This is a genomic window from Hohaiivirga grylli, from assembly GCF_039655745.1.
In the GTDB taxonomy this organism is placed as follows: Bacteria; Pseudomonadota; Alphaproteobacteria; order Rhizobiales; family Beijerinckiaceae; genus Hohaiivirga; species Hohaiivirga grylli.
This window is the reverse complement of sequence record NZ_JBBYXI010000001.1, coordinates 530,110-543,079: the sequence shown is the minus strand read 5'-3', so window position 1 is coordinate 543,079 and position 12,970 is coordinate 530,110. Positions and strand designations below refer to the sequence as shown.

11 protein-coding genes and 1 riboswitch are annotated in these 12,970 nt (G+C 48.5%); of the genes, 7 read left to right on the top strand and 4 right to left on the bottom strand.

Annotated features, from left to right (window positions below):
- Positions 1–20: 20 nt before the first annotated feature.
- The 4 genes from WJT86_RS02315 to cobU form a co-directional block, all read right to left on the bottom strand.
- A complete protein-coding gene (locus WJT86_RS02315) occupies positions 21–938 on the bottom strand; it encodes a lysozyme family protein (protein ID WP_346335872.1) in 918 nt (305 codons plus the stop codon).
- Between the two features lie 390 nt (positions 939–1,328).
- Positions 1,329–3,302: a TonB-dependent receptor plug domain-containing protein gene (locus tag WJT86_RS02310; protein WP_346335871.1), complete on the bottom strand. Its 1,974-nt coding sequence runs from the start codon at positions 3,300–3,302 to the stop codon at positions 1,329–1,331.
- A gap of 39 nt (positions 3,303–3,341) precedes the next feature.
- Positions 3,342–3,551, bottom strand: a riboswitch (cobalamin riboswitch).
- A gap of 148 nt (positions 3,552–3,699) precedes the next feature.
- Entirely contained in the window at positions 3,700–5,190 is a 1,491-nt protein-coding gene (locus WJT86_RS02305; protein ID WP_346335870.1) for a cobyric acid synthase, read from the bottom strand.
- Positions 5,191–5,211: 21 nt separating this feature from the next.
- Positions 5,212–5,751, bottom strand: a complete 540-nt coding sequence (gene cobU, locus WJT86_RS02300) for a bifunctional adenosylcobinamide kinase/adenosylcobinamide-phosphate guanylyltransferase (RefSeq protein ID WP_346335869.1) — start codon at positions 5,749–5,751, stop codon at positions 5,212–5,214.
- A 211-nt stretch (positions 5,752–5,962) separates the two neighbouring features.
- On the opposite strand from cobU, the gene WJT86_RS02295 reads away from it, so the two are divergent.
- The 7 genes from WJT86_RS02295 (at position 5,963) to phoU (ending at position 12,968) form a co-directional block, all read left to right on the top strand.
- Positions 5,963–6,988 carry a lysylphosphatidylglycerol synthase domain-containing protein gene (locus WJT86_RS02295; protein ID WP_346335868.1) on the top strand — a complete coding sequence of 342 codons (1,026 nt, stop codon included), beginning with the start codon at positions 5,963–5,965 and terminating at the stop codon, positions 6,986–6,988.
- 3 nt (positions 6,989–6,991) lie between these two features.
- Positions 6,992–8,284, top strand: coding sequence for an ATP-binding protein (locus tag WJT86_RS02290; RefSeq protein ID WP_346335867.1), 1,293 nt, complete (start codon positions 6,992–6,994; stop codon positions 8,282–8,284).
- 123 nt (positions 8,285–8,407) lie between these two features.
- Complete coding sequence (gene pstS, locus WJT86_RS02285; protein WP_346335866.1) at positions 8,408–9,439, top strand: phosphate ABC transporter substrate-binding protein PstS; 1,032 nt, start codon at positions 8,408–8,410, stop codon at positions 9,437–9,439.
- Between the two features lie 74 nt (positions 9,440–9,513).
- On the top strand, positions 9,514–10,479 hold the full coding sequence (gene pstC, locus WJT86_RS02280; RefSeq protein ID WP_346335865.1) for a phosphate ABC transporter permease subunit PstC: 966 nt from the start codon (positions 9,514–9,516) through the stop codon (positions 10,477–10,479).
- Positions 10,480–10,529: 50 nt separating this feature from the next.
- The gene (pstA, locus tag WJT86_RS02275) at positions 10,530–11,405 is read left to right on the top strand and encodes a phosphate ABC transporter permease PstA (protein ID WP_346336282.1); all 876 of its coding nucleotides are present in this window, start codon (positions 10,530–10,532) and stop codon (positions 11,403–11,405) included.
- Between the two features lie 41 nt (positions 11,406–11,446).
- The gene (gene pstB / locus WJT86_RS02270) at positions 11,447–12,244 is read left to right on the top strand and encodes a phosphate ABC transporter ATP-binding protein PstB (protein WP_346336281.1); all 798 of its coding nucleotides are present in this window, start codon (positions 11,447–11,449) and stop codon (positions 12,242–12,244) included.
- 31 nt (positions 12,245–12,275) lie between these two features.
- The gene (gene phoU, locus WJT86_RS02265) at positions 12,276–12,968 is read left to right on the top strand and encodes a phosphate signaling complex protein PhoU (protein WP_346335864.1); all 693 of its coding nucleotides are present in this window, start codon (positions 12,276–12,278) and stop codon (positions 12,966–12,968) included.
- Positions 12,969–12,970 lie beyond the last annotated feature (2 nt).

Below are 12,970 nucleotides of genomic sequence, written 5' to 3'. Positions count from 1 at the left end.
GCCAGCTTTCCGATTAGACCCTATTCCTGTTCGGGAATATCTGCCTGTGCAACAACAGCTGTTTCCAATTTTGCATATTTTTCAAAACGGTATTTCATCATCCCCTCCAGCCGCTGGTGAAATTCAGCAACTGTAATCGCCCGCGTTTTTTTACCCTTTCGACTTACAAACAAAGACTTGTTGGCGCGAGCTGCTTTAGGCAACAGCTTTGATGCCGCTGTAGAGGGTTTACTCGCCTTTGCTCTCATCAGCTTTGAAGCGCTGGAAGCTCCGAGGAAATGTGTAAAATAATACTCAGAACGGAAAAGTTCTCTTCCAAGGCGCTCTTCTACACGAGCAGCATCACGCTTGAGAAGTTCAGCCGCCATGACAGCAGCAACATAAGGATTATACCGCAGATTCATAACCCGCTCAGACATAACCTTATCTTCAATCATCAGCTTACCGCCTTTAGAAACAATAGCTGCTGCTTCTTCTTCAAGATTATGCTGTGCTCCATAATCTTTAATAACTTCAAGCCACGTTCCATTCAGAAACTGAAACAATCCGCGAGCTGTAGATGTGGATGCCTTTGCATCCCATCGAAAACTGGATTCTTTATCGGCCAGGGCTAACAGGTAGACCGCATCCGTATCTGTCTCATAAGCAGCCTGAACAATTGTCTCAACAAGCCAGCACGGGACAGCTCGACTGCCAAAACTGATCATATCTTCAGATGAGCATGTGAGTTTTCGTTGCAACGCAAGATCAGAAAAAGTTCTTGGCGGTTCAATATCTGCCGGAAAAGCCTCTCTCACCTGCTCCATAGCTTCTTCCCAGGCGGAAAGGCTTTGGTCATCGTAAGACGTATTGACCACAACATTGGCAGGCTGGGCCGGCAAACCTGTAGCCGTTGCAACCTTAATAGACAAGCCAATTGTCAGTATACCTAAAGACAAACATACTGATGCAAAAAATAAATTTATGCTTCTTATATTATTCCCCAGTTTACTTTTAATATTACTTAAAGAAAAATTTGATTCATGCGCGCATAAAACATGCGACGCCCCCTCAGTTTTTTTCATTGTTCTTCCAACCAGCTTTATTTATTAATATTTACACTTAACTGCCGGGAAATATGTCAGACACTTATGGCAAGAATCGGTCAGCTTGGCGGTAAGAAGCGGGCAAAATCCTATAAATTTTCATAGAATTCAAAAATTCTTATAAAATCAATGCGTTGAAGAATGCAGAAAATAAAAGCTTAATGAGTTTCCAAATATCAGTCGGATAAATCTACATACAATAAGGCCTCCCAATCATCTTGGGAGGCCTTATTTCAGAGTAATTTACCAGCTGGCTCTCAGGCCGCCATAAACAGAGCGCCCGGGGGTCCCGTAATTCAGAACTTCCTGATAGTGGGCGTTGGTCAAATTCTCTCCACGAACATAAACCGTGAAAATATCATCGATTTTATATTCAACATGCGCGTCCAGTCTGGCGTATGGCGCAAGTTTGCCAACCTCATTAGCAGAAGAGAAACGCTCACCGACAAAGACAATAGACGGTTCAATCGTCAGCTGACGGGTTGGTGTAATCGTGAAAGCAATCCGCCCCTCATGCTCAGGTCTGCGGGCGAGCTTTTGATGCGTCTCGGCATTTATTGAGCGCATATAAGTATAATTTGCTTTCACACTCAGCAAATCAGGAACAATCTCAAACGTACCGGAAAGCTCAAGACCATGGGTTCTGGCACGGTTAACATTAAGATAGCATCCATAATAACTGCTTGTCGGGCATGTATCCGGATCGAAAGTGAAATCAATCAGATTGCGGAAGCGGTTAGCAAAATAAGTGGCAGAAAGCTTCACGCGACGATCAAACAGATATTGATCAATACCGGCATCAAAGCCCAGAGAGTACTCAGGCCGCAAATCAGGATTACCGTATAATGGATCATTCAACTGGAACAGCGTTGGTGCCTTGGCACCTGTGCCAATACTGGCCCGAACGATTGTATCCGTTGCTGTGATGTCATATGCCGCGGTTGCGCGCCATGTATTAAACTGCTTGCCATCTTCTACCGCATCAATACGCCCACCCAAAGACAAGCTGAGATTCTTTATCGGAGAGATCTGGTGAATGGCATATACTGAATTGGTAACCTGATCATAGCTCGCTGTTTTCTTGCGCGCAGAAGGATAGGGCAGCACATCTTCGTGATGTGTCGTCATAAACTCTTTTTCAGTTTTGGCGCCAAAAGTGAAAGTCCCAAACTGGTCAAGTTTCAGGTCACCCTGATATTCCGCAGCAATACGCTTTCCGCGATAATAATCTTTAGCCCAGGATTTTTCAGGCGCGCCATACCCGTAGGAATAGAAGTCAATCGCTCTGTACCGACGATCGGTCACATTTCCTGAAATAGTGATCTGATTGGTCAGGCGCCCATTGAACATCAGATTTTTCAATCGCACATAGCCATCAAGCAGCCCTTGACGGGAACGTGATGGTGTATCCGGAAAATCGCCCCAGCCGGAATCATAATCGGATACGTTAAGTGAAGAATATCCGCCGATTTCCAGCTCTGTCGTATCATTTAAAGCGAAAACCAGACGACCATTCAGGCCGAGCTGTTTTGATGGGTCGCGCTCCAGCTTACGTGGAAAATCCTTTGTAATTCTTTTTATCCGGTAACCATAGCGGGAATAACCATCAGTGTCATACCCGCTCACGGAGAAAGCGTAGGATACAGGGCCATTGCTCCCAGAAACACTCGCCTTCAGACCTTTAGAGCCATAACTGCCACCTTCGGCAGAAACCGTTACGCGAGGTTTACCCTTACCGCGTTTGGTAATGATATTAATAACACCACCCATGGCATCGGAACCATAAAGTGCCGATTGCGGACCACGCAGAACCTCAATCCGTTCGATATCAACCGGCACAATACCGGAAAAGTCAAAACCACCACCTGTATCGGCCGGGTCGTTCATCCGGATACCGTCAATCAGAACAAGGGTATTCTTTGATTCCGCACCTCGGATACGAACAGATGTAACTGAACCCGGACCACCGGATGTATTGACATCAAGACCAGGTACACTGCGCAGAACACCCGATATGTCGTTCGAGACGTTTTTTGCGATTTCATCGGCTGTAATAACCGAAATAGCACTGCCAGAGTCTGAAATAGCAGTCGGAGAACGGGTCGCCGTAATTACGATTTCCGGCAACCTGTCATCAGCTAAAGCCGATTGCAAAGGAACGGATACGACAATTGTGGAGAGAGAAGCCGCCAGCAGGCGACGGGAAAAAGAAACCATCAAAGCCTCCAGCCCGCCCCGCCGGCGGACAATTCGAGTTGCATTTGACAATTGGCCGGTCTCCTGGCTTGCGGGTCATCATGAACATTCGCCTTCCAGACTTGCATACAGCATAATGCCGTCAGCCCGTGGCTTCTTGAATGTCATTCACCGCTTACAGTTGCGGGGGCAGCTGTGGAATTGGAAAAATCCGTACCACATTCCCGTTTCACCCCTATGCGATGGGGCACCAACGTCTGCCCCTCCAGTACAGACTGCGCCCAAGCTTGGCAAGTCTCGCCCACTATCATTTAAGACAACAAGCCATTTTTATGTGTAATCCTGAAGCTACTCCAGTTGTTATGATGACTGAAAATAAAGAGTCTCAGCAAAACAACTGCGGCACTTTCACCGCTTCTCACACAGGCATACGCGCAATTTCGAGAATCGCATCAAGATCAAGATGTGTTTCAAGATGCATCGCGAGCTCATCCAACGTCTGCTCGACAAGTGGCTCATAGGCAATGCCCGTCCAGGAAGACATATCACCTAGACGTGTCAGAAAACCTTGCCGGAAGGCATCCTGCGAGAACAGACCATGGATATATGTCCCCATGACCCGGCCTGTTGCAGAGGTTGCCCCTTCAGGGTCACCGGCAATCTGTAACATTGGACGTACGCAGTCTTCACCATCTGTACGGCCAAGGTGGATTTCATAACCGGTGACACTTTCACTAGAGGTACAGCAGAAACCGGAAACAGGCCGCACCGCTTTCTCAGAACCAAGCCATGTTTCAACCGCCAGAAGACCAAGACCATCGCAGGCTTTCAGATGGCTCTCAACACCATCCGGATCATGAATTTTCTGACCAAGCATCTGGTAGCCACCGCAAATGCCAAGTACATGACCTCCACGCCGGACATGAGCAAGCAGGTCGATATCCCATCCCTGCTCCCGGAAAAACGTCATATCGGCAATGGTTGCTTTGGTACCCGGCAGGATGACCAAGGTTGCATCCGCTGGCAGTGGCTGGCCCGGCGGTACCATTTGTAAAGAAACGGAAGGCTCAAGCTTCAATGGATCCAGATCATCAAAATTGGCAATGCGTGAGAGCATCGGCACGACAATCTTAATTGTAGCCTTTGCATCCTTACCCTGCTGTTCAAGATCAACGGCATCTTCAGCAGGTAGTTTACCTGCAGCATTAAACCACGGCACAACGCCAAGGGCTTTCCAGCCTGTTCTCTCTGCAATTGTCTGCTCCCCGGGTGAGAACAGTGAAACATCACCCCGAAATTTATTAATCAGAAACCCTTTGATCAGACGTCGATCAGTCTCATCCAGAACAGTATGCGTCCCAACAAGGCTGGCAATGACACCCCCACGATCAATATCACCAGCCAGAATAACCGGCACGCCCGCAGCAACCGCAAATCCCATATTGGCAATGTCTCGTTCTCGCAGGTTAGTTTCTGCCGGGCTTCCAGCTCCTTCAACCACTACAATATCCGCCACGTGAGACAATCTTTCAAAGCTCTCAAGCACAATCGGCAACAAGTCATCTCTACGCGACTGGAAAGAACGGGCTTCAAGGTTTCCGGCTCTTTGCCCATGGACAATAATCTGCGAACGTGAATCTGTTTCAGGCTTCAATAGAACCGGATTCATATCAACAGTTGCCGGTACTCTGGCAGCACGAGCCTGCAAAGCCTGCGCCCGGCCTATTTCACCACCCTCAACAGCCGCAGCATTATTAGACATATTCTGCGGTTTGAAAGGTCGAACGGTCAGTCCGCGTCGGACAAATGCACGACAGAGCCCGGCAACCAGAAGGGATTTGCCAACATTAGAGCCCGTTCCCTGCACTATGATTGCCATAGTATTTGATGTACACTTGCCGATAGACATTATGGGACTTTTCAATTCTGTTTATTTCAGCCGGATATCTGGCAGAGCGGATGGCTTCAGCAATAAGGGGAAGCCCGAAACCATCACAGCAGTACCATCACAGACTTGAGCAATTCTCTGGTTAAGCCAGCCCTGCCAATCACGGAAATCACGACCCATTGCTGTTTCGGGAACAATACCCAGTCCAACCTCATTTGACACCAGAACCAGTGAACATTGCGCCATCTGAACAGCAGACACCAACTCTGTAATAGCAACTTCCATATCTCTGTCAGCCAGCATGACATTCGTCAGCCAAAGCGTCAGGCAATCAACCATTACAACGTTTTGTGCCTGACTTTGTAAAATAGCCTGCGCCAGTTCCAGAGGGGCTTCAACCGTTTCCCAGTTCGCATCACGATCTGCCTGATGCGCGAGAATACGCTGCTGCATGTCTGCATCACGTGCTTCAGCTGTCACGATAATTGTTTTTGCTCTGCCACTCTCATCGGCTAATTTCTGGGCAAAACGACTCTTCCCGGAGCGGGCGCCACCTATAACCAGAAATTTCTGAAATTCCATATCTGTAACACCAACTATAAATCAGACTCAGAGAATGCTTATAGACTAATCCTGAAAAATTTTAGCCTCAATTTATCCTTCTTGTAAGAATAGATAACGCCTTTATCACATCCCCCTATTGGAACAGGCATCAAATAGCATTAAGTCATTATCTGAAATCACAGAGTATTATCTGCGACAGAAAACTGATAGCGAGTAAACACCGTATTGCATGACCGATCGTAATTCAGAACTCCCACCGCAAAAGAGTCATGCTCCCCATTCAAAGGCCGGCGTATGGCGCAAGAAATTGGCCTGGCTTGGTCCAATTGCCAGCACAGTTTTATTCGTCGTAGCTCTGGGCGTGCTCTGGCACATTATTGCCGGAATGGATTATGCCAAGCTGAAAGAAGCGTTCTTTTCTGTTGGCTTGGAATACATCGGTATTGCGCTTGCTTTTACGATTGTCAGCTATTGCCTTCTGACATGTTATGACGCTTTGGCCCTTTGGCAGCTGAAAGTTAAAGTACCTTACAGAACAACGGCTCTTGCATCTTTCACCTCTTATGCCATCAGTTTCACACTTGGTTTCCCGCTTTTAACTGCCGGAACTGTTCGCTACTGGATTTACTCTGGTCGCGGTGTCCGCCCAAGTATCATTGCCAGTTTGACCGTTATTGCCGGTTTCACATTCTGGATTGGCATGGGAACGGTTCTGGCCTGGTGCCTGCTACGCAAGGCCGTTGTCCTTAGTAATCTTGTCTATACAGAGCTAGGATTTGTCTATGCAGTAGGATATGGCGCAGCCATTGCTATTGCAGGATATTTCATCTGGGTTTCACTGAAACGCCGTTCCATTCGCGTTAAAAACTGGCAGCTGGAATTACCGGGCTTTCGGGTTTCACTGGGGCAGATGCTTATTGGTGCGGCAGATACCTGTGCAGGGGCCGCTGTCTTTTATGCACTCATGCCACATGTTAATCTTGGGTTTGAGACATTTCTCGCAGTCTATGTCTTTGCGGTGATGATCGGCATGTTCAGCAACATCCCCGGCGGCGCAGGTGTCTTTGAAACCATCATGCTTCTGGCCCTAAGCCGTTACCCGCGTGAAGAGGTTTTTGGTGCTCTTATTCTCTACCGGATCATCTATTATCTCATCCCGTTTGTCATTGCTCTATCGATACTTGGCGCCTACGAGATATTTTCCCGGATGAGGCCGATTATTCAGGCTCAGACAAAACGCCCTAAAATGGATTAGGTTATGTCAGATCATGCCCCTTCCTCCCGCAGAGCAGACCGCCATAACCAGCGCTGGCAGTATCTGCTACAAGGGGCTGGTATTGCACTTCTGATATTCCTGTTATGGGCAGGTCTCAAAGGGGATATAGATTTCCGGCTGGCGCTTGCTGCCATCATCCTGCTCGGTGCGTTACTCGGTGCATCCTTCTTACAGGATATTCAGGCCCATCAGCGGAATAAGGCGGAACAGGAAAGTACCGGCTCTTCACTTCCTCTTGCAGATACCCTGCTGGCCAATATTCCAGACCCGATTATCCTGATTGACCGCCGTATGATTGTTTATGAAACAAATGCTGCTGCACAGGAGTTACTGCCGACCTTAAAAAAGGGATTACCCTTATCTTTCTCACTCAGAAATCCGGATGTGCTGGCCGGGATTGATCTGGTTTTAAAGAACGGGACATCCATCAAGGTCGAGCATAACGAGAAATCACCAACTGAACGGGCATATGAACTTCAAATCAGTCTGCTGCGGGGAAATGAGCAATGGGTGTTACTATTCTTCCGTGATCTCACATCCGCCAGACGTCTGGAAAAAATGCGCGTCGACTTCATCGCCAATGTCAGTCATGAACTTCGCACGCCGCTGGCCTCTGTCATTGGTTTTATAGAAACAATACAGGGCCCGGCACGTAACGACGAAGCTTCACGCGAGAAGTTCCTTGATGTGATGCTGACCCAATCACGACGTATGGCGCGGTTGATCGATGACCTCTTATCCCTATCACGTGTGGAACTCCACGTTCATATGGCTCCGGATACACCGCTTGATCTGGAAAGCACAGTTCGACAAATCATTTCAGCGCTTGCTCCCCGGGCAAAAGAAAACGGCTTTAAGCTGAACCTGATCACAGAGGGTGGCCCCTTTATGATCAATGGGGACCACGACGAAATGCTCCGTGTCGCAGAGAATCTGATCGAAAATGCCATTAAATACGGCGGAGATGGCGGGCAGATTGATATTACACTCAGGAACCATCGTGCCGTAGAAGATAAACGTGCCGAGGTTGAATTTTCGGTTCGTGATCATGGTGTTGGTATTGCGGCTAAGTATCTGCCGCGCCTGACCGAGCGTTTTTATCGCCCCGACACGGAAATAGGCCGTCGCAAAGGCGGAACAGGTCTCGGGCTTGCTATTGTTAAACACATTATCATCCGCCATCGCGGGAAATTGGGTATTGAGAGTGATCTTGGCAAAGGATCTCTTTTTACAGTCAGGTTACCTGCCCGCCTTTCAGACAATCAGAAAACCTGAAACACGGAGACTGTCACACAACTGTCATGCAAGTGTCATACAACAGTAATGCTTCGGGCTTATGGCTTCTGCCGACGCAGCCAAGAAGGCTGCGGACCGAAGTCAACTCAAGGAGTATGGTTCGTGAAATTGTTTTCCTACGCACTTGCTGCCACTCTTTCTTTCTCAGGTATGGCACTCACCGGGTCTGCATCCGCTGCTGAAATTACCGGTGCAGGCGCAACCTTTCCTTACCCCGTTTACTCAAAATGGGCTGAAGCCTACCGCAAAGAAACCGGAACCAACATTAATTACCAATCCATTGGCTCAGGTGGTGGCATCCGCCAGATTACAGCCAAAACCGTTGACTTTGGTGCAACTGATGCACCCTTGAAAGCTGAAGATCTTGAGAAAAACGGCCTGTCACAATTCCCGACCGTCATGGGCGGTGTTGTAACCATCGTCAATATTGAAGGCCTGAAGTCCGGGGAGCTGAAGCTGACAGGTGAAATTGTCGCCGATATTTATGCCGGCAAGATCACCCGCTGGAATGATCAGAAGATTACAGCTCTGAATAGTGATGTGAAGCTCCCTGATGCCCGCATCACCCCGCTCTATCGCTCAGATGGATCAGGCACCACAAACGTTTTTACGACATATCTTTCTCAGGTTTCTGAAAACTGGAAGAATGGCCCGGGCGTCGGGACTTCCGTAGAATGGCCTGTTGGTCAGGGCGGCAAGGGCAATGAGGGTGTTGCAGCCCTCGTTAAACAGGTGCCAAATTCCATTGGTTATGTCGAATATGCGTATGCCAAGCAGAATGGCGTTCCTTATGCCTCTTTGCAAAACAAGGCTGGCAAATTCGTAAAGCCTGAAGTGAAAACATTTCAGGCCGCTGCAGCGAATGCCGACTGGTCATCTACACCGGGCTTTGGCATCTCTTTGACTAATCAGGCTGGTGATGATGCATGGCCAATTACAGCGCCAACATTCATTCTGGTTCATAAGAAGTCAGATAAACCTGAGCAGGTTGCTGAAACGGTAAAATTCTTCACCTGGGCCTTTGATCAGGGTGACAAAATGGCTGATGAGCTGGATTACGTTCCTCTCCCGGCCAAAGTCAAAGAGATGGTCAAAGCCGAATGGAAGACCCTCAACACTGCCGGCACAAAATAAGGCTAACCCTCGTGGCGGCTCCCCAGCCGCCACAGATCTGATGCTGATTAAAACGTCAACTGAACAGGGTTATCATGCAGCACAGCACATCGTCCCCAACTGTCGCTTACCGTACCCGCCCCAGATCTTTTCTGAGGTTTGATAACCTGTTTCGTTCTGCAGCTCTGGCTTCTGCCTGCATTGTACTACTCGTGCTGACAGGTATTATCGGCGCCATGATTTATGGAGCCATTCCTGCTTTTCACGAGTTTGGCCTTGGCTTCCTGACCTCAACCAGCTGGAATGTCCCCAAAGAACAATACGGTGCTCTTGTTGCCATTATCGGCACTCTCGCCTCATCGTTCATTGCACTCCTGATTGGTGTGCCCGTTTCAATTGGCATTGCAATTTTCCTGACACAGTTGTGTCCGAGATGGCTGAAGCGTCCGATTGCAACTGTTATTGAGCTTTTGGCGGCTGTACCGAGTATCATTTACGGAATGTGGGGTCTCTTTGTTTTTGCCCCTCTCTTTGCACATTATGTCGAGATACCACTGTCATCTCTAATAGATGGTCTGCCGATTGTAGGGACCTTTCTTTATGCAACAGTCCCCTCCGGTCAGGGTATTATGACAGCTGGTATTATTCTGGCGATTATGATCATTCCGTTCATCGCTTCTATCGCCCGCGATATTCTTGATCAGCTGCCTGTCTTGTTGCGGGAAAGCGCTTTCGGTATGGGCTGTACAACTTACGAAGTTGTACGTCATGTTCTGATGCCTCAGGCAGCTGTCAGTATGATCGGGGCCATTATGCTTGGGCTTGGCCGAGCTCTTGGAGAGACAATGGCCGTGACATTCGTCATCGGCAACTCCAACCGTCTTTCCGCATCCATATTTGACCCCGGCTCAACGATTGCCTCCCGTATTGCCAATGCATTTGACGAGGCACAGGGCATGCAGCTGAATTCCCTTCTTGCTCTCGGGTGTATTCTGTTTCTGGTCACCTTCTCGGTTCTCATACTGGCACGCGTTCTCGTTGCCCGTGTGAAAACCTATTGAGGAAATGGGTCATGACATCAAACGATACAATACTCGCAGGACAATCCGTCATGAGCTCCGGCCCACACATTACAACAGCCCACCGGAAAAGAATGCGCCCTCAACGCAAGATTGCTGACCTTACTCTTAAGGCCATCTGTATTGGCTGCACCATTCTCGGGGTTTTCATCCTCGGTTCTATTCTTTTGATGCTTCTGATCAAGGGCTTTTCAGCACTTTCTGCCAATGTGTTCACTGAGGTTACACCCGGTCCCAATTCACTGGGTGGCGGTATCGCAAATGCTATCGTTGGCAGCCTCGTACTCACGGTAATCGGCATTGGTGTCGCAACACCTATTGGCGTACTTGCAGGTACTTATCTTGCGGAATATGGCCGTACTTCCAGACTCGCGACAGTCATTCGCTTCGTCAATGACATTCTGCTGTCTGCTCCGTCCATTTTGATCGGCCTGTTTGTCTATACCTTCATGGTAAAGCCATTTGGATATAATGGATGGGCTGGCGGAATTGCGCTGGCAATCATTGCAACGCCGGTTATCGTACGCACAACCGAGGACATGTTACGCCTTGTGCCCGGCTCACTGAGGGAGGCAGGCGTAGCCCTTGGTGCGCCAATGTCGACAGTCATTACCGGGATTACATGGCGAGCTGCCCGTTCCGGAATGGTCACCGGCATTTTGCTGGCAACCGCTCGCATCACTGGCGAAACAGCGCCTCTCCTGTTTACCGCCTTTAATAACAACTACTGGTTCCGGAGTGATCTGATGGGCGGCATCCCGAACTTACCCGTCATGATCTACAAGTTTGCTCTCTCACCCTATGAAAACTGGCAGGAGCTGGCATGGGCTGGTGCCCTGCTGATTACACTTACCATTCTTGCCCTCTCGATCATTGCAAGACTATTGCTGAAGAAGGAAAAAGCATGATGCTGTCCACTGCTGTAAATACATCATCCGTTCACTTCAGCATGAATGCGAATTCATACGCTGCCTCTGCGGAGCAGATGGCACCAGAAGTCAGGATATCCGTGACGGACCTGAACTTCTATTATGGAGACTTTCATAGCCTGAAGAATGTCTCGATTGATTTTCATGATCGTCAGGTAACTGCCCTGATTGGCCCTTCGGGATGCGGGAAATCAACGCTTCTGCGCACTTTCAATCGCATCTACAGCCTTTATCCTGAACAGCGGGCAGAAGGTCTTATTATGATGGACGGACAGAATATTCTGGACCGTTCAGTGGATGTAAACGAACTACGGTCACGCATTGGCATGGTTTTTCAGAAACCAACCCCGTTTCCCATGTCAATTTATGACAACATCGCTTTTGGTATCCGACTGACAGAAAAGCCCCCACGATCAGAACTTGACGGTCGTGTCGAGGAAGCCCTTAAGAAAGCGGCGCTGTGGAATGAGGTGAAAGACAAGCTGAAGCAATCAGGCACCAGCCTTTCTGGCGGTCAACAGCAACGGCTTTGTATTGCCAGAACCATTGCCCAGCGCCCTGACGTTATTCTGCTAGATGAGCCAACTTCTGCACTCGACCCCATTTCAACTGGGCGTATTGAAGAACTGATTGATCAGTTACGCGCTGATTTCACGATCGTAATTGTCACACACAATATGCAGCAGGCGGCACGTATCTCGCAATATACAGCCTTCATGTATCTAGGAGAGCTTGTCGAGTTTAACCCAACCGACAAGATATTCATGAACCCGGCAAAGAAGCAGACACAGGACTATATCACCGGCCGGTTCGGCTGATTGACCAGTTGAGAGCGGAAAGGACGAAGCAATGGCCGAACATATCGTAAGCTCTTATGATATCGAACTGCAAAACCTCAGAAAATCCATTTCAGAAATGGGTGGCAAGGCCGAGCAGATGCTTGATTTTGCAACTCTCGCCCTGATTAACGCTGACACTATCCTGGCTAATAAAGTTATTGCCATGGATAAGCAGCTTGATCTGTTGCAGAAAGATATTGATGAGCAGGCAATTGTCATGATTGCCCGCAGACAACCCATCGCGGTTGATCTGCGTACTGCAATTTCTGCAATCCGTATTTCCAATGATATTGAACGTATCGGTGATCTTGCTAAGAATATTGCAAAGCGCAGCATCGTTATTGCCGGGCAGTTTGAAGAAAAGACAATCGTCTCAGGCATTGAGCATATGAGCAACCTTGCCCAGCACCAGCTGAAAACTGTTCTGGACGCCTATGGGCAGCTTGATGCCAGAGCGGCATCAGAAGTTTGGCTCAAAGATGATGAAGTTGATGCATTGCATAATTCCATCTTCCGGGAACTTCTGACCTATATGATGGAAGATCCCAGAAACATTTCATTTTGCGCACATCTGCTGTTTTGCGCTAAGAATATTGAGCGCATCGGAGATCATTGCACAAATATAGCAGAAACTATCTATTATCTTGTGACAAGTGAAACCATGCCAACAGAGCGCCCGAAAAGTGAGACTGTAAATTTATAAAT

Excerpts from the sequence above, each read along its gene's own strand:
- WJT86_RS02310 (WP_346335871.1), bottom strand. The coding sequence starts at position 3,302 with ATGGTTTCTTTTTCCCGTCGCCTGCTGGCGGCTTCTCTCTCCACAATT.
- WJT86_RS02305 (WP_346335870.1), bottom strand. The coding sequence starts at position 5,190 with ATGTCTATCGGCAAGTGTACATCAAATACTATGGCAATCATAGTGCAG.
- cobU (WP_346335869.1), bottom strand. The coding sequence starts at position 5,751 with ATGGAATTTCAGAAATTTCTGGTTATAGGTGGCGCCCGCTCCGGGAAG.
- WJT86_RS02295 (WP_346335868.1), top strand. The coding sequence starts at position 5,963 with ATGACCGATCGTAATTCAGAACTCCCACCGCAAAAGAGTCATGCTCCC.
- WJT86_RS02290 (WP_346335867.1), top strand. The coding sequence starts at position 6,992 with ATGTCAGATCATGCCCCTTCCTCCCGCAGAGCAGACCGCCATAACCAG.
- pstC (WP_346335865.1), top strand. The coding sequence starts at position 9,514 with ATGCAGCACAGCACATCGTCCCCAACTGTCGCTTACCGTACCCGCCCC.
- pstA (WP_346336282.1), top strand. The coding sequence starts at position 10,530 with ATGAGCTCCGGCCCACACATTACAACAGCCCACCGGAAAAGAATGCGC.
- pstB (WP_346336281.1), top strand. The coding sequence starts at position 11,447 with ATGAATGCGAATTCATACGCTGCCTCTGCGGAGCAGATGGCACCAGAA.
- phoU (WP_346335864.1), top strand. The coding sequence starts at position 12,276 with ATGGCCGAACATATCGTAAGCTCTTATGATATCGAACTGCAAAACCTC.